Origin of the sequence: Psychrobacter aestuarii (assembly GCF_904846035.1) — a bacterium.
In the GTDB taxonomy this organism is placed as follows: domain Bacteria; phylum Pseudomonadota; class Gammaproteobacteria; order Pseudomonadales; family Moraxellaceae; genus Psychrobacter; species Psychrobacter aestuarii.
The window spans coordinates 1,909,053-1,933,418 of the sequence record NZ_CAJGYT010000001.1 but is presented as its reverse complement, the minus strand read 5'-3'; the positions used below and the strand labels follow the sequence as shown (position 1 = coordinate 1,933,418).

22 protein-coding genes are annotated in these 24,366 nt (G+C 49.7%); 9 read left to right on the top strand and 13 right to left on the bottom strand.

The window, feature by feature from the left end:
• Nucleotides 1–92: 92 nt before the first annotated feature.
• Nucleotides 93–3,167, bottom strand: a complete 3,075-nt coding sequence (locus JMW05_RS08180) for an insulinase family protein (RefSeq protein WP_201504811.1) — start codon at nucleotides 3,165–3,167, stop codon at nucleotides 93–95.
• Nucleotides 3,168–3,572: 405 nt separating this feature from the next.
• Between JMW05_RS08180 and JMW05_RS08175 the strand changes: the two genes are divergently transcribed.
• Entirely contained in the window at nucleotides 3,573–4,040 is a 468-nt protein-coding gene (locus JMW05_RS08175; protein ID WP_201504810.1) for a universal stress protein, read from the top strand.
• A gap of 147 nt (nucleotides 4,041–4,187) precedes the next feature.
• Here the strand turns inward: JMW05_RS08175 and JMW05_RS08170 are convergent, their stop codons facing one another.
• The gene (locus JMW05_RS08170) at nucleotides 4,188–5,126 is read right to left on the bottom strand and encodes a LysR substrate-binding domain-containing protein (protein ID WP_201504809.1); all 939 of its coding nucleotides are present in this window, start codon (nucleotides 5,124–5,126) and stop codon (nucleotides 4,188–4,190) included.
• 191 nt (nucleotides 5,127–5,317) lie between these two features.
• Here JMW05_RS08170 and JMW05_RS08165 point away from each other — a divergent pair, with 191 nt between their 5' ends.
• The gene (locus tag JMW05_RS08165) at nucleotides 5,318–6,403 is read left to right on the top strand and encodes a YeiH family protein (RefSeq protein WP_201504808.1); all 1,086 of its coding nucleotides are present in this window, start codon (nucleotides 5,318–5,320) and stop codon (nucleotides 6,401–6,403) included.
• A gap of 18 nt (nucleotides 6,404–6,421) precedes the next feature.
• Here the strand turns inward: JMW05_RS08165 and JMW05_RS08160 are convergent, their stop codons facing one another.
• The gene (locus JMW05_RS08160) at nucleotides 6,422–6,847 is read right to left on the bottom strand and encodes a YbaN family protein (protein ID WP_201504807.1); all 426 of its coding nucleotides are present in this window, start codon (nucleotides 6,845–6,847) and stop codon (nucleotides 6,422–6,424) included.
• 356 nt (nucleotides 6,848–7,203) lie between these two features.
• Between JMW05_RS08160 and JMW05_RS08155 the strand changes: the two genes are divergently transcribed.
• On the top strand, nucleotides 7,204–8,031 hold the full coding sequence (locus JMW05_RS08155; protein ID WP_201504806.1) for a hypothetical protein: 828 nt from the start codon (nucleotides 7,204–7,206) through the stop codon (nucleotides 8,029–8,031).
• Nucleotides 8,032–8,105: 74 nt separating this feature from the next.
• Here the strand turns inward: JMW05_RS08155 and JMW05_RS08150 are convergent, their stop codons facing one another.
• The 5 genes from JMW05_RS08150 to JMW05_RS08130 form a co-directional block, all read right to left on the bottom strand.
• Nucleotides 8,106–8,597: a hypothetical protein gene (locus JMW05_RS08150; protein ID WP_201504805.1), complete on the bottom strand. Its 492-nt coding sequence runs from the start codon at nucleotides 8,595–8,597 to the stop codon at nucleotides 8,106–8,108.
• 138 nt (nucleotides 8,598–8,735) lie between these two features.
• Entirely contained in the window at nucleotides 8,736–9,053 is a 318-nt protein-coding gene (locus JMW05_RS08145; RefSeq protein WP_201504804.1) for a hypothetical protein, read from the bottom strand.
• A gap of 296 nt (nucleotides 9,054–9,349) precedes the next feature.
• Nucleotides 9,350–10,012 (bottom strand): MAE_28990/MAE_18760 family HEPN-like nuclease, encoded by a 663-nt coding sequence (locus JMW05_RS08140; RefSeq protein ID WP_201504803.1) that lies wholly within the window; start codon nucleotides 10,010–10,012, stop codon nucleotides 9,350–9,352.
• A 38-nt stretch (nucleotides 10,013–10,050) separates the two neighbouring features.
• Nucleotides 10,051–11,229 (bottom strand): DUF262 domain-containing protein, encoded by a 1,179-nt coding sequence (locus JMW05_RS08135; protein ID WP_201504802.1) that lies wholly within the window; start codon nucleotides 11,227–11,229, stop codon nucleotides 10,051–10,053.
• A 194-nt stretch (nucleotides 11,230–11,423) separates the two neighbouring features.
• The gene (locus JMW05_RS08130; protein ID WP_201504801.1) at nucleotides 11,424–14,354 is read right to left on the bottom strand and encodes a valine--tRNA ligase; all 2,931 of its coding nucleotides are present in this window, start codon (nucleotides 14,352–14,354) and stop codon (nucleotides 11,424–11,426) included.
• A gap of 289 nt (nucleotides 14,355–14,643) precedes the next feature.
• On the opposite strand from JMW05_RS08130, the gene JMW05_RS08125 reads away from it, so the two are divergent.
• A complete protein-coding gene (locus JMW05_RS08125) occupies nucleotides 14,644–15,645 on the top strand; it encodes a formate/nitrite transporter family protein (protein ID WP_201504800.1) in 1,002 nt (333 codons plus the stop codon).
• Nucleotides 15,646–15,675: 30 nt separating this feature from the next.
• Here JMW05_RS08125 and JMW05_RS08120 read toward each other — a convergent pair whose 3' ends face one another.
• The 5 genes from JMW05_RS08120 to JMW05_RS08100 all read right to left on the bottom strand — a co-directional run bounded on the left by JMW05_RS08120 (nucleotide 15,676) and on the right by JMW05_RS08100 (nucleotide 18,988).
• Nucleotides 15,676–16,143 carry a YbjQ family protein gene (locus JMW05_RS08120; protein ID WP_201504799.1) on the bottom strand — a complete coding sequence of 156 codons (468 nt, stop codon included), beginning with the start codon at nucleotides 16,141–16,143 and terminating at the stop codon, nucleotides 15,676–15,678.
• A 39-nt stretch (nucleotides 16,144–16,182) separates the two neighbouring features.
• Nucleotides 16,183–16,587, bottom strand: a complete 405-nt coding sequence (locus JMW05_RS08115) for a YbjQ family protein (RefSeq protein ID WP_201504798.1) — start codon at nucleotides 16,585–16,587, stop codon at nucleotides 16,183–16,185.
• 38 nt (nucleotides 16,588–16,625) lie between these two features.
• Complete coding sequence (locus tag JMW05_RS08110) at nucleotides 16,626–17,183, bottom strand: YecA/YgfB family protein (RefSeq protein ID WP_201504797.1); 558 nt, start codon at nucleotides 17,181–17,183, stop codon at nucleotides 16,626–16,628.
• Between the two features lie 55 nt (nucleotides 17,184–17,238).
• On the bottom strand, nucleotides 17,239–17,484 hold the full coding sequence (locus JMW05_RS08105) for a PA3496 family putative envelope integrity protein (RefSeq protein ID WP_201504796.1): 246 nt from the start codon (nucleotides 17,482–17,484) through the stop codon (nucleotides 17,239–17,241).
• A gap of 148 nt (nucleotides 17,485–17,632) precedes the next feature.
• Entirely contained in the window at nucleotides 17,633–18,988 is a 1,356-nt protein-coding gene (locus JMW05_RS08100; protein WP_201504795.1) for a hypothetical protein, read from the bottom strand.
• A 313-nt stretch (nucleotides 18,989–19,301) separates the two neighbouring features.
• Here JMW05_RS08100 and serB point away from each other — a divergent pair, with 313 nt between their 5' ends.
• From serB to bioB, 5 genes are all read left to right on the top strand, one after another.
• Entirely contained in the window at nucleotides 19,302–20,495 is a 1,194-nt protein-coding gene (serB, locus tag JMW05_RS08095) for a phosphoserine phosphatase SerB (RefSeq protein ID WP_201504794.1), read from the top strand.
• 174 nt (nucleotides 20,496–20,669) lie between these two features.
• On the top strand, nucleotides 20,670–21,626 hold the full coding sequence (locus JMW05_RS08090) for a DUF368 domain-containing protein (RefSeq protein ID WP_201504793.1): 957 nt from the start codon (nucleotides 20,670–20,672) through the stop codon (nucleotides 21,624–21,626).
• Nucleotides 21,627–21,892: 266 nt separating this feature from the next.
• Complete coding sequence (locus JMW05_RS08085; protein ID WP_201504792.1) at nucleotides 21,893–22,282, top strand: hypothetical protein; 390 nt, start codon at nucleotides 21,893–21,895, stop codon at nucleotides 22,280–22,282.
• Nucleotides 22,283–22,496: 214 nt separating this feature from the next.
• Complete coding sequence (locus JMW05_RS08080; protein WP_201504791.1) at nucleotides 22,497–23,006, top strand: hypothetical protein; 510 nt, start codon at nucleotides 22,497–22,499, stop codon at nucleotides 23,004–23,006.
• A 282-nt stretch (nucleotides 23,007–23,288) separates the two neighbouring features.
• The gene (gene bioB, locus JMW05_RS08075) at nucleotides 23,289–24,338 is read left to right on the top strand and encodes a biotin synthase BioB (RefSeq protein ID WP_227691562.1); all 1,050 of its coding nucleotides are present in this window, start codon (nucleotides 23,289–23,291) and stop codon (nucleotides 24,336–24,338) included.
• Nucleotides 24,339–24,366: the final 28 nt, after the last annotated feature.

Below are 24,366 nucleotides of genomic sequence, written 5' to 3'. Positions count from 1 at the left end.
TATGATAAATAAAACACAGTAAAAATAAGCACGCACAAAAAAGCCAAGCATCACGCTTGGCTTTTTTTATTAAACAACTTAATTAAGCAAAATTAGCTTTTGACTTTATTGACCTCAAAGCCCAGCTCGCGGACATGCGCTTCTTTGTCATACGGCGCAAGTACGGCGCGGACATGCGGCTGGTCGAGCAGGTATTTGCGTGCCACGCGCTGCAAGTCATCAATAGTCACCCCAAGGATAAGCGCGCGCATTTTGCGTTGCCAATCGGCGCTACGCTCGTGCAAATCGGCAAAGCATGCCTTGACCGCTTCACCCGCTGGCGAACCGGGTTTGTCCATGCCTGAGATAATGCCCAAGATGGCTTCTTCTAATTGCGCCTCAGTTTGCGGCTCATTTAACAACCAATCAATACTGCACGTGAAGTGCTCAAAGGTCTCCGCGCAGTACGGGTCGCGGTAGCTAAAGAACTTAAAGGCGCAGGCGTTGGCGTCATAGCCTGCCCCGCCACCGTACGCCCCGCCACGCTCACGAATCGCGCTGTGCAAATAGCCGTTACGCAAGTATGGCGCAAGTACCATCAAAGCGGCGGTATCTTCGCTGTCCGCAGGCGGCGCGGCGTACACGCTAGCATTGTGATAGACATTGGTCGCCACCAGCCACGCGCTGTCGGTCACAGGTTGTACTGCTTGGGCGTCTTCATTGTTGCTATCTGCACTGTCACTTTCTACGTTGTCGCCTGACAAAGCGGCATCTAGCGGCAGCTTAAACACTTCAGGCACGTCTTGATTGATGTCCGCGCCGCTATACGCTACAGGCGCATCCAACTGCCAGCTGTCAATAATGCGCTCGCGCAAGTTGTCCGTTTGCTCGGCTTCGCAAATCAGTAGCGCGTGCTTGGGCAAATGAATCAAGCGTTGATGCAGTGCCATTAAACCACTCGCCAAGTCGTCCCACACGCTGTCATCGTTATCCGCTTCATTCAAAAAGCCTTTTAACGCGTTTAACGCAGGCAGACCGCTACGCACATACTCAAGGTGCGCTTGGCGGCTCATACCACGGCTCGCGGTTTGCATCGCGTAGGCGTGACCTGCACTTGCCAGACGCGACTGCCAGCCCGCTTGGCGCTGCTGCAAGATTTCTTTAATACGGCTGTGCTCGCTAAAGACACTGTGCTCCATCACTTCTTTTAACAAGTCGATGGCGTTTGGCTTACGGTTTAATGCGCGCGTCGCCACCACAAAGTAGCTGTTAATATCATTACGCGCATCCACGCTGGTACGCTGACTGATACGCGCGGTCACACCTGAAGAATGCGCGGCTTGCTTTGCCTGCATCTCGTGCGCGCTCATGCTGTCAGTGCCCAGCTCCGATAACAGACTGAGATAAATCGGTAATAGCGGATGGTTAATCACGTCATTGGCGGGCAAATCACCGACATTGTCATGTCCTGCAAGTGGCGCGGTTAATGGCACAATCACTTGATAATAATACAAACCATTGGTGCCCGCTTCATATTCAAACAGACTGCTGTCGCGTCCGCTTAGGTTCACGGTCGTGCGCTTGCCGTCTTGCCATTGGATGTCTTCTGGCACATCTTCCAAGCCGACTTTTGGCAATAGGCTCAAATCATCAGGCGCTGCTTGACGCGCTGCCAAGTCAAGCGCTTGCTGACGCAAAATCGCTTTGTCATCGTCGGTGAGGTTCGCGGCGATGGTGTCCAAGCGCGTTTGCTCGGCGGCGGCTTGGCGTGCTGATTTTTCACTGTCAGGCACACAGCTCACGCGCACGCGGTGCGTGTTATCGATCAGGTGCGTCTTAATCAAGTTGGGCAGCCAATCTTTGTCTTTGACTTGCTCACGCAGCCACGCCAGATGTTCATCCACCGCCCACACATCAATCGGATTGCCATCATGCACAGCGGTGCTAAAGCCTTCGAGCATCAAGTTCAGTCCGTAAGGAATGCTGTCACCGCCAATATGACGCTGGTCAATCTCAATCTGATGCAAAATGGTTTCAATGACTTCATCATCAATCGGCGCACTGGCAACTTGGTTTAGCAAGTCTAAAATACCCTGCTCGACCGCTTCGGCGTGCTCAGGCTCAGAGCCGCGCAATCCTGTATAAAACACCATTTCATAATGGCTGTCGTCCAAACCAAGTAGCGGACTGGGCGCTTTGCCAAGGGGATGACTGTCCAAATACGCGCGCAGTGGCGAGCCTGCATGCTCAATCAATACGCCCTCTAACAGACGCAGTGCCAAGCGCTGCTTAGGGTCGGTGATGCTCGGTAGCAGCCACGCCAACACGTGATGCGTCTGGTTCGCGCCCGCTTCGTCCACGCCGTAAGTCTCAGTCGCGGTAATCGGTGCTGACAAGCGCTGCTCAGGGCGTGAGACGTGCTTTTTGCCCGTTTCAAAGCGCGCTAAAGCATCGTCATGCAGTTTGGCTTGGGTTTCCTGCACAGGAATATTACCAAAGCTCATAATCACGCTGTTTGACGGGTGGTAATGGCTTTCGTGGAATGCCACCAGCTCGCTGTGCGTCAAGTCAGGAATGTCCGCAGGGTCGCCGCCTGAGTTGTAGTGATAGGTCGTGGTCGGGAACAGATGATGCGCGACCGCATGATACAGCTGGTCAATCTCGCCGCTCATCGCGCCTTTCATTTCATTAAACACAATGCCTTTAAACTGCGGCTTATCGTTTTCGTCCAGCTCCACGCGGATGCCTTCTTGAGCAAAGTCCAGCGGGTGAATATTGGGAAAAAATGACGCGTCCAAATACACGGATAGCAAGTTAAAGTAGTCGTTTTTATTTTGCGTGGCATACGGATACGCCGTCCAATCGGCGGCGGTCATCGCATTCATAAAGGTATTTAGCGAGCGCTTAATCATCGAAAAAAACGGGTCGCGTACTGGGAACTTTTCTGAGCCGCACAGTGCCACATGCTCTAGGATATGCGCCTCGCCTTTAGAATCCATCGGCTGGGTGCGAAAGCCGACCAAAAAGGCATTTTCGTCACTTGGATGCGCCAAATGGTAGTGCATTGCGCCCGTTTGCTTGTGCTGGCTAATCAGCACATCCATCGACAGCGCCTCGATATGGCGATGCTCAATCAGCGCAAATTCAGGATGCAAGGTCAAATCAGCAGTAAAATCAGTCTCGGTCATGGTTGTCCTTATATGGCGCGGTGCCCTATCGTCTGTTGTTGTAGGGTCGCGGTCAGTGCGTGAAATATGATTCAATAAAAAAGCGTTGGTAAAAAAAAGAGGGGGTACTCCGTACACATGAAGCGTGCACATGCCAAAGGAGCCTGCCTAACGCTGTTAATTGGGGACGCAGCACGCTAAATCAAGGTACGCCTAAAGCTGCATTCAGAAAAAGAAAAAAGAGACACCTATAAAAAAAGGGTATCCCTCTACGAGGTAACCTACGGCTAACCATCATGCCCTACCAACACTTAAGAACAGCCAAAAACCGCGCTAAAAATACGCACACAATAAGCACACGCGCACCCCTTAACAGTCCCTCACAGTAGTGCTAGTATAAAAGACACGGTTTTGAGGAGCATCCCCATGAGCTACAAACATATCTTACTGGTCACCGACCTACTGCCCGACGCGCACATCGTCGCGCAAAAAGCAAAACGCATCGTCGAAAATCGTCCCAATGCCAAGCTGTCCGTACTGCATATCGTCCGCGATACTATGGTCGGCTTTGGCTACGAGCTGGTGCCCGCCTCCAGCCTCTATGACGCGATTGATGACGAGCGCTGCCAAGAAGCGCGCGCGAAACTGGCGCAGTTCTTGACCGACAATGACTTGCACGCGGTCAATTCCGAAGTCACGACCGCCATCTCAAGCAGCGAGGGCATCGTCAACTATTGCCACAAACACGACGTCGATTTGTTGGTCATTGGTCGCCATGAGCGCCACGGCATTGCCGCATGGCTGAGCGGTGCGACCGCAGACAACATCTTGCCCAATGTACCTTGCGACAGCTTGGTGGTACGCTTGGACAAACCCAAACCAAACGACATATAAGATAGAAATGAGTAACGACCTGCGTTTTGTCGTTGTCTGATTTGTAGGGACTTGCCAGCGCTAGTAGATAGCGCTGGTATTGTTATGCGTTTCTTTTTTCATTGCTCTGAATCGCTTTTCTTGTTACACCCGATTTTTTACTTCTTCTCACGCCTTATCCGTATTTAGCAGCGTCATAAAGGTTTGCCAAACAGTGCTTTTATGCCGCGCTTTGTGCCAGACGAGCCACCACGTACGCGCAAGGTTGATGCCTGTGACCTTGACGGGTACCAGACTCCCCGAGCGTAGCTCAGGCTGGATGACGTGCTGCGACAGGCAGCCGATACCCACATCCGCGCAGACCATGTGTTTAATCGCCTCTGACTGCTGCACCGCCATCATCACCCGCGCGTCTGGCATATGCTGCAATAGCTGTGCGTCAATCACCTGCCGCGTGCCTGAGCCAACCTCGCGCACTAACAGCGGTAAGCGCGCCAGCTGCTGTAAACTCAAGCGATAGCACTGCTCATCGGCATCATAATCACTGGCATCAAGCCATTGACTGCCCACCTTCGCAAAAATAATAAGCGTATCGGTGCGCCATGCGCGCTGCACAATCTGCTTAGCATCACTCGGGCGCGGTGTACCCTCAACCAGCGCCATATCAACGGTCAACTGCTCGACTTCACGGATAATCTCTTGGGTATTGGCGATGGTCACGTCAATATGCGCCTCAGGCAGCGCGCCATACAACTGGGCGATAAGTGGCGGCAGCGCATAGTTGCCTATCGTGGTGCTCGCGCCGATGCGGATTTGCGCCGCTTGATGCTCGTGATACTGCTCTAGGCTCACTGCTTGTTCAAGTAACGTCTGCGCCTGCACATAAATAGCGTGCGCATTGTGATGCGGCAGCAGACGCCGCCCGACGCGCTCAAACAGCGGCATCTGTAAACGCGCCTCCAGCGTCCCCAGCGCGCTACTGACCGCCGATTGTGACAAATGCAGCGACTCACTTGCGGCGCTGGTGCTGCCCGTTTGGTAAATACTGACAAAGATCGCGAGCTGCTTGAGCGTGAGCTTTGGTAATGGCGGAGTATCTGGCGTCATCGCGCGTCCTGTTTTGTTGTGACTGTCATTTTTTAAAAAATCACTTAACAAATAACTTCATAAATAATTTACCTAAAAAACCGATAATAACTATCTTATCAATCTGTTTTTATTATAAATAGCCGCGCCGTATACTGTCTATATTGCGAAAAATAATTATATTATGCCGCATTGGCAAGAAAGGACAGACCATGACCACCGCCCTACAGCGCACGCTCGACAGCTATACCCCGCGCACGCCGCACGCACTCGGCATCGTGGTGGTGGCTATCGGTAGCATGCTGTGCCTGTGGCTCGCGCACGTGGCGGCGACATCATCTGTCGGACGCACGCTTGGGCTGTCATCTCTGACGCTGGCAATCATCATTGGGATGCTGCTTGGCAACTCTATCTATCCGCGCTATGCGCCCAAACTCATGGCGGGTGTGGGCTTTGCCAAAAGCAAGCTCTTACGCCTCGCGATTGTCCTTTATGGCTTTAAGCTGACCTTCACCCAAGTCGCGGGCGTGGGGCTGCCAGCGGTATTGTGTGATACCTTGGTGCTCGGCTCGACGTTTTTCTTAACCTATCAGTTGGGCACGCGCTGGCTAAAACTCGACAAGCAAACCACGCTATTAATCGGTGCGGGTGCAAGCATTTGCGGCGCGGCGGCGGTCATCGCGACCGAACCTGTGGTCGAGGCAAAGGCGCATAAGGTGACGATAGCCGTGGCGACGGTGGTGGTCTTTGGCACACTGTCCATGCTGCTGTATCCGTTTTTGTATCATTTGGGCTGGCTTGCGCCGTGGCTCGACGCCGAAAGCTATGGCATTTATAGCGGCTCGACCATTCATGAAGTGGCGCAAGTGGTGGTCGCGGGCAACGCTATTAATGCCGATATCGGCAATACGGCGGTGGTCACTAAGATGATACGGGTGATGATGCTTGCGCCGTTTTTGCTGCTACTGTCCTTTGTTTTGACCGCCAAACGCGAGCCGAATACCGAAAAAATGCCCCTAAAAACCCGTCTACAGCGCGTCAATGTGCCGTGGTTTGCCTTTGGGTTTATTGCGATGGTCGCTGTGCATACGTGGCTGCCGATCGATGCGCGGCTGGTGAGCGCGTTGGTACAAATGGACAATGTGCTGTTGACCATGGCGATGTTTGCCCTTGGTCTGACCACGCATTTAGGCGCAATTAAGGAAGCGGGCATCAAGCCCTTGTTGCTGGGTGCGGTAGTGTTTGGTTGGCTTATCTTGGGTGGCGGGCTGATTAATGTTGGCGTTAGCTTATTATAAAGTCAAATGAAGCGCGGCTCACTTGGCATCAGGCAAGCGAAACAAATAAATCGCCACACCCGTACACACCACCGCCACGAGCCACGCTATCCACATCATGTTACCCTCTAGACGATAAAACAGCAGCGCCGTCGATGCCGCCATCATCACCGTCGCAAGCCATTTGGCATAGCGCGGCACGGCGTGGTTTGCCTCCCAATCACGTACAAACTTGCCAAACCATTTGTGATTAATCAGCCAAAAATGAAAGCGCTTTGAGCTGCGCGCCCAACACGCGGCGGCGAGCAAAATAAAAGGCGCGGTCGGCATTACAGGCAAAACTGTACCAATAATCCCGAGCACAAAAAACACCCAGCCCAAAACAACAAACAGCCAGCGCACGGCTGGGCTTTTGGCTTGGTTGTTGCGGGGACGATGATAAAACGTGCGCTTGGATTCACTCATAATCAAAAACAATCAATCTAATCAAACAAAGGTCAATGGGGCTGGCTGTCTAACCCTTATCATCACCGAGTATGCCCCCGCCCTCAAGCAGACTTTTGCAGCTTTGGTTTGTGTTTTGTTTAATGGGCTCACAACCGTACGTCAATATTCCAAAAAAATACGCAAAAGTTCTGATTTTTTTATAGATATTTGTTTAAATTTTGGGCATAATCATGACGTTTCTATATCGTTACATCGCGTAAGTTATTGTTTCATCGTGTAGTTTTGCGCCCATAGTCGGCGCTATTTCAGGCACGCAAACCCAAGCCGTAACGCTAGAGACCTGTGTTTTTCTTGTGCGATAGATAAGGATGATTATGACAACTTGGTTTACCAAAACGACTGCCCTAGCCAGCGCCTTTGCCGCTATGGCGCTGATGACTGGCTGTGCGACCACTACCGTTAGCCCCGAAGCCCGCTCTGCTTATGACAAGACCCAGCAGTCTTTAAAGGCGCAGCCAGTGAGTATCGTCAGTGATGCTTGTGTACTGTTGGTGGAAATGGGACAAGACGATATTATGTATCAGCACTCAAATGCGCTGTCTGTCGCCATGGCAAACACTTTAAAAGACAGCCTGAATAAACAAGGGGTGACTGTCAACCATTTATCTTCTCCCTTTGTCTGTGGTGCTATGACACAAAAAGAATTGCTTGAAATGGATATCTTAGCGACTGAAGATGCTAAAGATGTCCCCAATACAGATTATCCGATTCTAAGTACGAACAATGCTTTTGATAACGTTACCAATCAAGCGTATCTAAATCTGTATAAAGCTCTGGTTAATGTTAGAAAAGAGAGCGCCGAAAGTCAGAAAACGGGCACAAACGTCCCGCTTAATCTAGATACCGCGAGCCTGAATAAAATTCGTCAGACCGAAAATAGCGACAAAGTCTTTGTTCTCCTTGCTGCTGCTAACAAGCAATCATTTGGTCTCAGATTTGTAGCAGCCTCTACATCGCCACTGGCTGGCGCTTTGATCAATAGAGCACCAGGTAGCGTTTATTCTATTCACTTAGTAAATCTAAAAACCAATCAAGTGCAGTGGAACAACTCAGGTCTGATTACTACTGAAGTATTCAAAAGTCCAGTAACAGGTACTGTTAATACAAAAGATAAAATACTCAGCCCGTTATACGCAGAGTAACTGTTTCTCGTTCCAACAAAAACCGCCTATCTTAGGCGGTTTTTGTTGTTATACACTTGTCGTGCTATGGCGACTCATTTACAGATAGGCGTAGGCGTGGGTCGATAAACATAAATGAACTGCATGCCATCAGGTACGGCTGCCTTCAAAGTCGGTTCGATAAACATTTGCGTCAGCGCCAGTGCTTTTTTTGGCGTGAGCTGATCTACTCTTAGCTCTGACATAATAGAAGCATCTGGGTATTTGAGCTGCATACCTGTCTTACTCGGCACCAGTGTAGCAACTTCCCTATCCACTTGGGTAAAGCTGCCGTCTGCATTGCATTTAAAACGATAGTTGTAACTCACATTGTCACGAAAGCCTATCACGGGCATCTCGCCGTTGATGTCACTCGTCATCGCCCAATAGCCCTCATAGATACTGTTTGGAAACGCATATAAGTTGCTATTTTGGTGCTGGGCTGCGGTGGTGTGCGCTGCCTGTCCCTGCCCTGTGCTGGCACACGCTGATAATAATACTGCACTGCCTAGGGCAAAGGCGGTCAAACATTTGGTGTGATGGCTCATGGTATGTCCTTTAATAATGATATATGAATGGCTTGTCATATGATTCTATACCAAAAAGCGGACTTTATTTTGTTTTTATTACATTTCAGATTTTATATACAGCGTATATGGTGGCTACTGGCGTTAATGAATGACTCACTATGGGCAGTTCGGCGTCAGTGTTGGTGTGTAAGTATAGGTATAGTCTTTACCATTAGGATTTTCACGCTTGCGCTTCGTGTTAGCAATATAATTCTGATGCAGCGACAACGTTTGCTTCGGGACAATATCGGTGACGCGAAGCTCTGTCCATATCACGCCTTTACTATCTTTTATCCCCATACTCTCAGCGCGTGGTACAGTCTCATTTTTATAGACAGTATCAAGTTTAAAGTTTGCGTCTGACTGGCACTCAAAATAGAAAAGTACGTTGAAGTCTTTTTCAAATTTTACGACGACAGCATGATTGTCAATCACGTCATCGGCTGCCCAAAACCCCTCGTAGATACCGTCAGGAAAAGCATAGTTAGCGCCAGCGCTTTGAGCATAATAAAATGTTGCCTGACTGGTACTCGTTCAGCTTGAGAGTAGCAGTGCTGTTGCTAAACTGGCGGCATATTTAAGATTTAAGAGCATGGGACGTCCTTGTTTTTTCTTCCGATGAAAAAAGATACCACACTAAATCAAACTTTGGCGCGTGAACGTGAGTGTCAGTGGGGCGCTAGCGTCAATGGCAAGACTGCTGATGGGTAAACGCTGTCCAATAGTGAGGCTCATGGAACTCCATTTTGTTTCAAATAGTTTTTTCTTGTTAAACATTTTTCTATTTTTTCGGAAACCTCATATATTAAATCAATAACAACTTTCTTGTATATTTCAAAATCATTATGACTAACTATTACTTCTGTAGCTGCTCTATTTCCATGTGCTTGATTATTCCTATAATGAAGAAAGTCCTTCAAAGTATCTTTTAGGTTTTTATTAGGTCGTGAATACTCTCTCCAATTATTAGGTATTTCGTCCATGCAATAAGTAACAAGAAGCTTATTCAGAACATCTATCTCTACGTTATTATTACATCTTACAATCTTATTTAGATTATGATTACTTTCTTTAAAAAAAGAAAATAATCCATTATGAAATTTTTTTCTGCTATTGTCTTTCTTAGGATACTCCTTAAATTGTTGAAAAGTACTCTCAACTTGAGATAACATAAAATCATCTTTCAGATCATAAATAGAATTTACATTATTATTAACTTCATCTAAAAAAATACCAAAAACATCTTGAACAAAACCTTCCCATAATGAGTATAACATTACCAAAGATTGTTTAGATATCACTTTAAAATCATTTTCTAGATAGCTATACCTCCCAGTATATATAATTTTCTCTATATTATATATATTACTCTCAGTTTCCTGTACAAGCTCCATAATTCTATCTGTATAATTGTTCATTTTTAAGCCCGAATTTACTCAGAAAATATCTCAATAGCTCTTTGTAATCTTCTCTTAATTCTCGTCTTACTATTAGAAGCACTACCAGAATAAGCTTTGAAATCCTCATCTTCCTTCAACATCTGTATTTTTTCTTCTAATAGATTTAGATCATCTCTATATCTATCTATATTTTGAGCCACACCAATAGTGATACCTTCAAAAAATGCTGGTACAAACCTATTCCTACGACTTCTAAACACTTTATCATGGCTGTTAGGAAGACTATATAATATTTCAAGCGTATCTAAAAATATTTTCTCCATTTTTTCATAATCGTAATTTTCATCTTTTACAGTTTCTTCCATAAATTTATTTAAGTATATTTCAGTATTCTCATTAACTAATTCCACCCTATCAAAAAATGCTAGAAACCTTAGTACTAACTCCTGATCATATAACTCTTCTTTCTGTTTTGGACTAAGGGTGGTTAATGATTGGAATGAATTAATTAATGACAGTCTCAATAATAGTTCATTCAATCTAGAATCTATACCTCGATATATAGCATTCCTTATTTCTTGTGGTGTAAGCTTAGACCCTCCAGAATTAAGTCTTTTAAATAGCTCATATTTCATTTCAGTCTTACTTTGCCCTCGCAATATTTCTACCCTACACACTGACCTCTTTAGATTTATCTTAAAAGATACTGGTAAGTTATCAATATTAAACCCTTCAAGATTTTCTAATATAGAACCTGATTGTAGCACCCATCTATTACCATTAATTTGTGGATTTTCGGTATTTTCTTCTTCAGTCTCTAAGAGGTCTTCCTGTACAGGCACTTCTCCATCAAAAAATTCTTCTGACTGGTTAGCTATAGAAGAAAAATTCTCTTTTAATTCACCAAAAAAACTAATGAATGTTGATATTCTTTGTAAGCCATCTATTACTTCCCATATACCTTGTTCGTCTTCAGCGACAAATATTGGGGGTATTGGTATAGATAGCAGTAAAGACTCTATCAAAGCAGTCTTTTGAACATCATTCCATCTATACAACCTCTGATATTCAGGTCTTATTATTAACTCTTCAGACTTATACATATTTATTATTTCGCCAAAAGATATATCCATTCTATCAGCAGATAATCTCTTTCTCTCAATATCTACTTCTTCTTCCAACTCTTTCTTCTTTTGCTCAAAATTTAGCAACTTCTATTCTCCTTTATAAAAAATAATTATATGAATATAATACTTTATATTCAAAAATACTCACTTTGGTATAATTTCGCTTAAAATAATACCACACAATTATCTATATTTTTATCAGAATATTAATATCAAACCAAAAAAAACGCCCCCATCACGGAGGCGTTTTTTATTTATCAGACGGCTAAGGCTTTAACTCACAACGCCTTTAACTGCTCAATCTGTGCATTCATGGTATCAAGCTGCCCTTCTAGCTCAGCCAGTTTGGCACGTTCTGCTTCGACCACGTCTGCTGGCGCTTTACTGACAAAGCCTTCATTGCCCAGCTTGCGTGCGATGCCGTCGGCTTGTTTTTGCAGCTTTTCTTGTGCTTTGCCCAGACGGTTTAGCTCGGCGGTGGGGTCGATCAGCCCTTTCATCGGTACAAGGACGCGCAGCTGCCCGACCATGCTCGATGACGACAGTGGCGCGGTGTCATCAGTGCTTAGGATATCGAGGCTATCGACTTTAGCCAGCGCTTTGAACTGGTTTTCGATACGCGCTAGGCGGTCGGTCTCGTCTTGGGTGATGCCTTGGAGCAGTACAGGCAGGCGCACCGCGTTGCCAAGCTTCATCTCACCGCGAATGTTACGGATGCTTGCGATCATTTCTTGTAGCCATGCCATGTCCGCCTCGACCTGCTCGCTGATCTGCGCATCATTCGCCTGTGGGTAGGCGGCGACGACGATGCTGTCGGTGTCTTTACGACCCAGTAGCGGGGCGATGGTCTGCCAGACTTCTTCGGTCAGGTACGGCATGATGGGGTGGGTAAAGCGCAGTGCGGTTTCAAGTACATGCAGGAGCACATAGCGGATTTGCGCCTTGCGCTCGTCCGATACCGCGTCGTCATTGAGGCTGGCTTTGGCAAGCTCGACATACCAGTCGCAGTATTCATTCCAGATGAATTCATAGATGTCTTGGCTGACCATGTCCAGACGATACTGGGCGAAGTGCTGGCGGATGTCGCTGATGGTAGAGTTCAGACGGCTCATAATCCAGCGCTCTGGCAGCTCCCACACGTCACTGTTGGCGCTTTGGTCGATGGGCTTGGCGTTGCCTTCTTTGTCCACGCAGTTCATGAGCACAAAGCGGCTGGCGTTCCAGATTTTGTTACAGAAGTTGCGGTAGCCTTCGACACGCTTTAGGTCAAAGTTAATGTCGCGTCCTGTGCTTGCCAGCGAGGTAAAGGTAAAGCGCAGCGCATCTGTACCGTAGGCGGGGATGCCATCAACGAATTCTTTACGCGTTTGCTTTTCGATTTTGGCGGCGTCTTTAGGGTTCATCATGTTGCTGGTACGCTTGGCAACCAATGATTCAAGGTCGATACCGTCGATGATGTCGATGGGGTCAAGGACGTTGCCTTTTGACTTAGACATTTTTTGTCCGTTGCCATCACGCACTAGACCGTGGACATAGACGGTTTTGAATGGGATTTGCGCGCTGCCGTCGTCGTTTTTGACGAAGTAGAGCGTCATCATAATCATACGGGCGACCCAGAAGAAAATGATGTCAAAGCCTGTCACTAGTACGCTGGTCGGGTGAAACGTCGCCATCACGCGTGGGTCGGCGCTGCCGTCTGCCCAGCCAAGGGTGCTAAAGGTCCATAGCGCCGAGCTGAACCACGTGTCTAATACATCATTGTCTTGGGTTAGGGTCACATCCGCGCCCAGATTGTATTTACTGCGCACTTCCGCTTCGTCACGCGCTACATAGATGTTGCCCGCTTCGTTATACCATGCAGGGATACGGTGACCCCACCACAGCTGGCGGCTGATGCACCAGTCTTGTAAGTCGGTCATCCACGCCATATACATATTTTTGTACTGCGCGGGTACGAACTCGATGCTGCCATCTTCGACCGCCTCAATCGCAGGTTTGGCAAGTTTTTCGACCGCGACATACCATTGATCGGTCAGCCACGGCTCAACGATGACACCGCTACGGTCGCCGCGTGGCGCTTTGAGTGCGTAGTCTTCGATGGCTTCTAACCAGTCGTTTTCGGTGGCTTCGGCGACCAGTTGCTTACGCGCTTCAAAGCGCTCTAGCCCTGCATAGCGCTCAGGCGTGGTCTCAAGGCTTGGCTCGCGGGTTTGCAGATCAGGATAGACTTGCATCTCAGGCAAGATATGCGCCTGCGCATCTAGGATGTTAATTAGTGGCAGGTTGTGACGGCGACCCAGCTCATAGTCATTAAAGTCGTGCGCGGGGGTGATTTTTACGCAGCCTGTACCAAAGTCGCTCTCGACATAATCATCAGCAACGATAGGCACGACGCGCTCTGTGATGGGTAGCGTTACGGTTTTGCCAATCAAATGGGCATAGCGCTCATCGCTTGGGTTGACTGCGACGGCGGTATCACCCAGCAGGGTTTCAGGGCGCGTGGTAGCGACGACCAGATAGTTTTTGCCGTCTTGGGTGGTCACATCGCTGTCGGTAAAGTGATAGCGAAAGTGCCATAGGCTGCCTTTTTCGTCATGGTTTTCGACTTCAAGATCAGACAGCGCGCTTTGGAAATTGGGATCCCAGTTCACCAAACGCTTGCCGCGATAAATCAAGCCATCGTCAAACAGACGCACGAACACTTCTTGTACTGCGTTCGACAGCCCATCATCCATAGTAAAGCGCTCGCGTGTCCAATCGACCGAGCTGCCTAGACGGCGAATCTGGCTGGTGATGTTGCCGCCTGACTCTTCTTTCCATTCCCACACTTTATCGACAAAGGCGTCGCGCCCAAGGTCATGGCGCTTGATGCCCTCAGCGTTTAGGCGGCGCTCAACCACCATTTGCGTGGCAATGCCCGCATGGTCAGTGCCTGGCTGCCATAGGGTGTTTTCGCCATTCATACGGTGAAAGCGGGTCAAGGCGTCCATGATGGTGTTGTTAAAACCATGCCCCATGTGCAGCGAGCCTGTGACGTTCGGCGGCGGCAAGGCGATAGAAAACGATTCTTCTTTATCAAAAGTGGGGGCAAAATAACCGTTGTCTTCCCAGCCTTGGTACATGCCAGCCTCGACCGTCGCAGGGTGATAGGCGTTTTCTAATTGTTGCAAGGCGGCTTGGATAGAGGTGGTTAAGTTCTGATTACTCATAAAGTTCTCAAACAAAAAAGTGAATGGATAATAGGAAGTAGCCAATACTGGTTACGATGACCAACACGAAAAATATCGGGTCATAAAAAATAACAGCTATAGATTCGGCGGCAAAAAAGCACAATAGCACTGATTTTAGCTTATATGCGCGCATTTTGTTAGCATCGAATGCGTTTTGTCCGTGCATTCTGATAGCAATTGGATAAAAGTCAGCGTCAAGGTATCGTGGTAAAATACGCGGCTTGCACGCATCACATGATGCGTCGCCCCACTTCAATGAGTAGCTTTCATGTCCGACCCCAAACTTGAGACCGACCTGCGCACACACCCAGCAACCGATACCTGCCCGACACATGATAGCGATGAGAAGCACAGCGACGATGCTACTCCGACAACGGTCAGTGACCCACTCAGTGAAGACGCGCTGACCGAAGACATCAGCGACGAGGACAAAGAAACCATCGAAGCGGTGACCAGCGAAGACAACATCAGCGAGCCAAAGAGCTACGCCAGCATTTTGCTCGAGCAGGTCATGGACGCTAAGGCAACGTTTAATCGTTCACTCGGTGCGCTGTTTACCAGTGCCTTTACCGCAGGGCTGGAGATTGGCTTTAGCTTGTTTGTCATTTTATCGGTCTTTGCGGTGCTGCATGATTTAATGCCCAGCCAATACGCGATGATACTCTCCTCCCTGCTGTATCCGCTTGGCTTTATCATCGTGGTGATTGGGCAGTCGCTGTTATTTACCGAGCAGACCTCTTTGCTGAGCCTCCCCGTGTTAAACAAAATCGAGCCGCTGTATAAGCTGCTCCGTCTGTGGGGCATCGTCATTGCGGGCAATATCGCGGGCGGCTGTCTGTTTGCCGCGCTGATGATTGGGCTTGGCATTCATATGCAGCTGTTTACCACCGACAGCATCGACGCCTACGCGCATCACGTGCTGGGCTTTGATTGGTGGGTGATTTTTGGCAGTGCGATTTTGGCGGGCTGGATGATGGGCGTTGCCGCGTGGCTCGTGACTTCGGCGCGTGACACCTTGAGCCGTATTGTGCTGGTGTCGTTGATTACCGGCAGCATTGGCTTTTTGGGCTTACATCACAGCATCGTTGGCAATATCGAGGTATTTTCGGCGCTGATGTACGGCACTACAGTGAGCCTCGGTACGTATTTGTGGTTTTTGCTGGTGGTGTTGGCGGGCAATACGATTGGCGGTGTGGTGTTCGTGGCGGTGCTCAAAAACCGTACCTTCTTATTTGATTTTGAAAAAACCAAAGCGCAGGTGCGGCATTAAGGCATTGAGGTAAAACAGATAAGCATCCGCTTAGCGCGGCGCACTTTTTACCGCTGTGCCGTAGGCAATGGCTTCGACCATGGTGCCCATCGGGTTCAAGGTAGTAACTTCAAAGCGCAGACCGTAGACTGCGTCATAGCCTTGCTCGGCGGCCTCTTGACGCAGGCGCAATAAGGCTTCACGGCGCGCACGCTCAAGTAAGGTTTCGTAGGTGGTCAGGTTTTTGCCAAAGAAATTCAATACTCTGGCGATAAACATTTTAAAGTAATCTTGGGCAATGACCACACTGCCGAGCACCAGTGCGCCCTCGGTATTTACGGTCAATGTCGGCTGATAAAAGCGCTCGTTAGAGACGCTGATGTACGCAAGACTTGCTTCGTCACGTGCCAGCGTGTTTAGGTGCTTTTGCTCATGGCGACGCCCAAAAAACCAGCCCACCGCAATCAAAACCAGTATCGGGCCGTAGTTAATCAACAGATTGGTTAACGTATCGTTCATGAGACGTCTCGGTAGGGGCGCAGGATGCAGACGGCCGTGTTACTCACCAAAAGGATTAAAGCGCGGTAAGTCATCGGCAGACTGCGCGCTGGCAGGCTGGACGTAAGGCTGCGGGCTGACCTCTGTGCTCGGCACAGCTTTGACCGCCGTGCCATAGACGAACAGCTCGGATGCGCCTTGAGCGATGCTGGAGGTCGAAAAACGAATGCCGACGATAGCATCTGCGCCCAAGGCGTTGGCTTTAACAATCATACGGTCGATGGCCTCTTGGCGCGACTCTTCAAGCAGCTCGGTGTACGCGGTCAGCTCGCCACCGACAAGGTTTTGTAGCCCTGCAAAAAAATCTTTGCCCACGTGTTTAGAGCGTACCGTGCTGCCGTATACCACGTCGAGGCGCTCGGTGATGCGGTAGTTGGGCAAATGCTCAAGGTTCGATAGCTGCATAGAAGTGCCTTATGTGCCAAAAGTGGAATCCGTGCTGCTTAGTCGTTGGTATGAAACAACAAAAACAGCTCCGTTAAGTTGCCTTCAATACTGTTCGCCATCTGAGCCAGCGTGTCTTCGTCATTGCGCATGGCAATCAGCTCTTCGTCTTCGTCATCAACGCCGCTGAGCACCACCATTGGCAGGGTCAATACCGCGACATCATCAGCCGTGTCGTCATCGGCGAACCAGTCTTCGGCATCATCGGCATACATGGCATCGACAAAACCAATCGACCACGCCACGATGTCTGAGTCCTCAGAAAAGTCCACCGCCACTTCGCTGTCGCCCGCGTCTTCATTGAACGGCAGCTCAATGGGGGTTTCGTTTTTTAAATCATTGATAATCGCCATGCGCCAGCGCTTAATGCCGTCAACGACGTTGTCAGGGACTTGTTTGGTTTCGTTGTCGAACAACGCGTCCAACCAGTTGGGCAGCTCAGGCCCGATAATGGTCGCGGTCAAAAACCCGTGTGTTGCCACACTGTCTAAGATATAAGGACTATCTGAGCTGTCCAAAAAATCCAGCAATTCATCAAAGCTTAGTAGGTTGCTCATTAAGTACGTCTCCTAGTGGTAGTGGTCGTGCGGCAATATGGGTTATGACGCGCCATTATAGGTCGTCATCGTCGTCCCAGTCGTCATCATCATCCCAGTCGTCATCGTCGCCTAGGTCTTCTAGCTCGTCTTTAAGCGCCTTTTCTAAACGCTTTTCTTCAAGCAAATTGTCAATCAAACGACGTTTTTCTAGGCTGCTTAGGCGCGTGCGGGCGCTGGTTTCGGCTTCTTCGACCAGTTTGGCATCATCGTCATCTGCAAAATCACCATCAAAATCGTCATCAATATCAGAATCACTCATGACAAACTCCTATTATGTGGGCGTATGAAAAACTACTTCGATTTATATATGCCTTATAAAGTCTTGGCATCGTCTTGTCAATCCTTTTCACACGCCAAACGCATACTAAAGTGCCTTTAAGTCAGGCTACACGACTTGTTGGCAATGTTTACTTTTCGTTATTACCGCTCATAAGTACAGCATTGCGCGCATCCGCCAAGCGCTGCATGAGCGTTTCATTGGCGCCATCAAAGACGGCGCATTCACGCTCATAAACGCTGGTTGGGCGCTTAAAGCTATAAACCTGCACATGATGACCGATTTGCTTGAGCCCTTCAGTGGGCAGTAAGATGAGCATTTGCTCTTTTTTACCTTTACTGTCGAGCAGGCGCTCTAGCGCATCGGTTTGTCCCTCATCGCTGACGCCGACTTTGACAGGCAGCGCAAAGCGTGACAGCTCAATGTGCTTGTCATGGATGATTTTGTTGAGCATCAGATACAGCTTGCCGAGCATCACGCCAGCGAGCGCCACTTTGGCATGGCGATTGTCCGCCTTTAGTAGCGCACACGCCCCTTTGTCATCAAAGCTTGGGCGGTTTTGTAGCTGCACGCCTGAGAGTATCGGCTGCGTGAGCAGCTCGTCGATGGCTTGATTCAGCAGCTGGGTGCATAGCGCAAGATACGGCATGCGCATCTCAGGCGCGAGGCGCTCTAGCATATTGTATTCATCATGGAACATGATATTGACGCTGACGCTATCAAACTCGCGCGCCGCTGACAATTTGGTCGGCTGGGCGCTGATGGGCTGTACTGGCGCGTCCGCAGTTTCTTCCGCGTCTTTGTCCGTACGCTGGTGCGATTTCAGGTAGGCGTTTAGCTCTTGATGGATGGTTTTGCTCTTGAGCGCGGCGCGTTTGACGATGGTGTGCTGCTGACCGTCGATGTCGCCCTCTTCTTGCGCTTGGGCGTCTTTATTGTCGGCAGGCGGCACCATGTCAAGCTTGTAGCTGTGTATATCACGGCTTAGGGCATTGATTTGCTCTTTGGTTGGGCGAGCGATATAGCCATAAATCAGCCATAAAAACAGATGCAATATTAATGAACCGACCACAAACGGCCACTGCATGGCGATAATCTCGCCGGTGCTGACATCTTTTAAGGTCAGCTCGACCGTACCGATGACCGACTCGCCTTGGGTGGCAATCTGGCGGATGGTGTCGCCCTTTTGCATCGGCGCGTTGCCGACAGGAACGAGCACATCATTTTTACCATCGGTAATTACCAGTCGCGCCACGTCCTGCTCGCTGGTGTAGCGGTTGGCAATCACGCTTAGGCTGACGCGGTCTTTGTTCTCCATCGCCAGACGCGCTTCGTCAATCAGCTGGGTGACCATCTGTTCGCCTTTTTGCTCACGGCTTTTGGTCAGCTGTTGGTCGGTACTGATAATAAGTAGCAGAGTCTGCAAACAAAAACTAACCAAGATAATAATGGCAAACAACCCTTGCCGTGGCGCAAAATACATCATGATGTCAAAACTTTATTGAATGAAAAAAATAAAAATGAGCCAATCGCTCATCTTAGAATAATCTGGTTGCGCACACCCCATACGGTCTGTCATCTCTTGCCATCATGCCGCGCACATGACGGTGTCGCGCGCTGCTCATTGTGCGCTTGCAGGCTTCGCCATTTTACGCCAAAGCCCGTAACAATGGGAGTTTATCATCAACTTATTTTTGGCAAAAGCGCACAAAAATACTTCCTATAGCGCCTATGGTCGCTACGCAGTAAAGCTGTTATTATTCCTAATCTTATCTGAGCATACAAGGGACAATTCAGCCATGCTAAAAAATACGCCTTACTCGTTACCAAAAGACAGCAAAGCTTGGCAACAAGCTGTGGATTCTGTGGCCTCATTATTGCCTGATGGTACGAATTTGCGAGATTTTGATGCATTGCAGTCCCTACCTGTCTTTGCTCTGGTGGTGGTACTGCCTGCGCACGTGCCCGCCCTTGATATCCACAATTATGTACAATCATGGGTCGATGAGCAGCCAAGCTGGCATCTGGTGACGGTGGCTGAAGACCAGCACGCGCGCTTTGTCGATGTGTCGCTCACCTCTGATAACCAAGCGCCCAAAAACTCATTCGTAGGCGCGTCGGTGTTTCGCTATCTGCTGGTGCCTGTCGGCGATACCTTGATGCACCCCGCCAAAAAGACTGCCGCTGCGCACATCATCGATGAGCAGCTGACCGCGCGCTTGCGCCGTGACCTTGCTGCCCATTATGACAGCCAAGACAGCGAGAAGACAGCGCTGCTTGCCGTTGACCGTGACCACTTGGTAGATTGCCATATTCTCTCGGTCGGGCACATGCTGCGCACGCACAAGCTTGCCTGTTTTGATATGGATTCGACCTTGATTGAGCAAGAGGTCATCGTTGAGCTGGCTAAGACCGCAGGCATCGGCGAGCAAGTCGAAGCCATCACCGAATCGGCGATGCGCGGTGAGATTGATTTTGATGAGTCATTCGCCAAGCGGGTTGCCTTATTAGAAGGCATTCCGACCACGGTACTTGATGAGATTTGTGCGCGCTTGACCCTATCAACGGGGGCGCTGACCACCATTCGTGCGCTCAAGTCTTTGGGCTATCACACGGTCTTGGTCTCAGGTGGCTTTACCTATTTTGCCGAATACATCGCTGACAAGTTGGGCATTGATGAAGTCCACGCCAACCATTTGGACATTGATGAAGACACGGTCACTGGGCGCGTACAGCTGCCAATTGTCAACGGCGCCAAAAAAGCTGAAATCGTCAAACAAACTGCCAAGCAGCTGGGCATTGAGCTGTCGCAAGTGGTATGTGTGGGCGACGGCGCAAACGACTTGCCAATGATGGGCATTGCTGATTTGGGTGTGGCGTATCATGCCAAGCCGATTGTGCAAGCGCGCGCAGATGCGGCGGTCAATGTCACAGGGCTCGAAGGCGTCTTGTACGCGCTTGGCTACCCTGCGCTGGTTCCCGCACGCGCATAAGCGACCGAACATAACACGTCCATTACTGACAGGCATCTTGATAACCCCTACACTGCTATCCGCGTTTAATAAGGCACAGGTCACGCCAAATTATAGTGACCGCCTTGATTGACGCGGATTTATTTATCGCCTTCTTTTTCTTTTTTACCTTTTTTGTCGTTACAAGGAGTGGTCATGACCACACCCTCAAAACCTACCGCGTCCCAGCATCAGCCGCCTGAATACCACAACACCCCAAAGTCACTCGCCACCGTCTATGTCAAAGGCATTGCAATGGGTGCCGCCGATATCGTGCCTGGTGTCTCAGGCGGTACGATTGCGCTGATTGCAGGCATTTATGAGCGCTTGATTGGTGCGCTCAGTCGTATTGGCCCGCATCTGTGGTCGATTTTTCGCGCTGAAGGTGGGATGCGCGGCATTGCAGCGGTATGGCGACATGTCGATGCGACCTTTTTATTGTGCTTGGTGCTCGGCATCGCCACCAGCTTTGCGACCCTTGCAGGCATTATCAAAAACTTGCTGGACAATCAGCCGCTACTGATTTGGTCGTTCTTTTTTGGCTTGGTCGTGGCGACGGTGGTCATTCTGCTGGCGGAGATTAAGCGCTGGACGTTGTCACGCGTTGCCTTATTCGGGGTCGGTATGGTGGCGGCAGTGGTTATCAGCACATTGCCGTTACTGACGACTGAGCCGAGCTTGCCGTATTTGTTCTTTGCTGGGGCGATTGCCATTTGTGCGATGATTTTGCCTGGGGTGTCAGGCTCCTTTATCCTGTTGCTGCTTGGGGTGTATGATACGGTGCTCGACGCGGTACATCGACTGGATATCGGTATTGTGGCGACGGTGATGGCAGGTATGGTCACAGGACTGCTGCTGTTTACGCGTCTGCTAAAGTGGCTGCTGTCGCACTATTATCAAGGCACGCTTGCGCTACTAACGGGCTTTATCGCAGGCTCGCTGGTCAAGGTCTGGCCGTGGAAGGTGACGACACTTGCGACCCAAGCGGTACACAACGTTGCGCCGTGGCATTATCCTGGTGGGGCGCAGTGGCCTGTGACTGTGGGCTTAATCATCTTAGGGGCGGTACTGGTATGGCTGCTGTCATGGTGGGGCGCGCGCCACGAGGCGTGATGCGCTACATATACCAAACCTAGAGCGATGATTCGCTGGGATATCATTCCCTAAGATTGACTAAGATAAGGGCGGCTTTGGCTGCCCTTTTTTGCGGCTGATGGTTACCTTTATGATAACTGCGCTGCTTGCAGTTTTTGCTGTGTACCATGAGTAAAACCAAACGTCAGCTGCTGACGCTTAGGCGCTTGGGTCGTATTCAGCTTTTGGGTGCTTGTTGTCATAATACAGGGGTTCACATTCACCTAATGACAGCGAGAATAACGATGCTATTACTGGTTGGTTTGACACATGGGGCGGTCGCGATGCAGGGCGGGCTCCTGTTTGTGATAGGGATGTCGCTGGGATTTTTGGCGGCGGTGCTGCTGCCTGCACAGCGCTGGCTGCTATGGTATGTGTGCGGCGGGGTGCTGTATACGCTGCTGGTGGCGCTGATACACAGCAGCCTTGTGCATTTTGCGCAGTTATCGACATGGCACAGCTATGTGCTGGCGCTTGGTATCAGCTGGCTGCCCCTGTTTGCATGGGTGCTGTATCGGGCGCTGCGTTATGACGATGTCAGCGGACGAGTGGCACAGGCGCGCCGCACGCACCCACCGCGTCTTGTCGAGCACACCCCCGTCTATGGCGAGGATTTTGAGCCGCGCTTTGAGTAGCGGGTTGTCTGCGCGCATAAGTGCTTTGTCAAGCCTGAATACGCCAGAAGCAACAACCGACGCTTGTGCATATTGTTACAAGATAGTTAATACCTTCTACGTAATTCATAAAGAGTCGCTTAGCAGAAATGGTTTATACTCAGTGCCAATGCTATAGCACCGATGTGCTATATTTCATGACCCCCTTATATTGATCAATTTTAGGAGCGCGATTATGTTTACTATTCCTGTTTTGGATATCAAATCTGACCCGTTAGACGTGCTGCTTGCCGTCATTGGCTATCGTCTGTCTATGCTGGCCTCAAGTGATAACGAAGACGTGCAAGCCCTATTTGCTGACCGTCAAGCGACCATTGAGTTCACCAGTGAAGAAACGGGCGTCGCGCGCTACTATGTGTTTGACAATGGTGAGTTTTCTCAGCACAGCGGTCACGCTGACGCGCCATCACTGTCTATCAAGTTTAAAGACTCGATGACGGGTGTTAAGCTATTGACCCAAGGCAACGCCACAGGCTTTATGACGGCTGTGCAAGAAGGCAAGTTGAGCATGGAGGGTGATTACAGCCTGATTATGTGGTTTAATAAATTGGCAAAACACATCGTACCACCTGTACCAGAAGAGCTGACGCCTTATATCCAGCGCGCCAAGCCCTATGCGTATAAAGCACAAAAAACCGCCCACCACTGGCTTGGTGTGGCCAAGCACAAAATGGGCAAATCATAAGTCCTAGCTTGTGCAGCACACGCTTTTACGCTTTTGCTTCGTGCGTTGCGCCATGGTTTGGTGTACAAGTGTGCTTTTATACCAAAGGTTGCGGTATACTACAGGTATCGCAGCCTTTTTTTCAGCGCCCAAACGACGCGCGCTGCTATGGCGACACCCTTAGACACCGTTCTTTAACGCTGTTTTTTAAGCTTTACAGATAAAAGGATTTGTATCATGGCAGGACTGCTCTCAATCACAGAACCTACCGCAAATACCCCCAACTCAGCAACCGATACGCCTATGACTTCAACTGCCCCCACCCCGCCCAAAAGCCGCGAAGCCATCGCCGCGCTGTTTGATTTGCCATTGATGGACTTATTGCTCCAAGCGCAAACCGTACACCGCGAGCACTTTGCCGCTAATGAAGTGCAAATCAGCACCCTACTGTCGATTAAGACGGGCAACTGCCCTGAAGACTGCGGCTACTGCTCACAATCAGGACACCACCGCGACAAAACCAAGCTACAAGCCGAAAAGCGCCTTGCGGTCGATAAGGTGATTGCCGCTGCCAAGCAAGCCAAAGCCTCAGGCTCATCGCGCTTTTGTATGGGAGCGGCGTGGAAGCACCCCAGCGAAAAAGACATGCCCTATGTGGTCGAGCTGATTAAAGAAGTCAAAAGCCTAGGGCTTGAGACCTGCATGACGCTAGGTATGCTCAGCCCCAACCAAGCCGAGCAGCTGTCTGACGCAGGTTTGGACTACTACAATCACAACCTTGACACCTCGCGCAGCTACTATGAGCAAGTGGTCAGCACGCGCACCTATGATGAGCGCTTAGATACGCTCGCGCACGTGCGTCAATCGGGCATCAATGTCTGTAGCGGCAACATCGTTGGTATGGGTGAGAGCCGTGACGACCGCATTGACTGGGTGCATGAACTGCTAAAAATGCCCAAGCCGCCTGAGTCTATTCCCGTCAACTTGCTCGTGCCTATCGCAGGTACGCCGCTTGGTGACAAAGTGCTTGCCGAGGGCGAGCTGTCAGTACTTGAGTGGATTCGCACCATTGCGGTGACGCGTATTTGCTGCCCGAGCAGCTATGTGCGCCTATCGGCAGGACGTGAGAGCCTGTCCGACGCTGAGCAAGCCTTAGCCTTTATGGCGGGTGCCAACTCATTCTTTTATGGTGACAAGCTATTGACGACGGGCAATGCCAGCCAGTCAGGTGACCAACGCTTGATGAAGACGCTTGGGCTGACCCCGATGTATGCCAAGCCGCGCGCGCCAAAAGTGCTGCCTGTGGTTGATGCCATGAGTGGGCACGAATCACAAATGATGCTCGCTGAGTGATTGAACGACCGATAGCGATTCACCGATA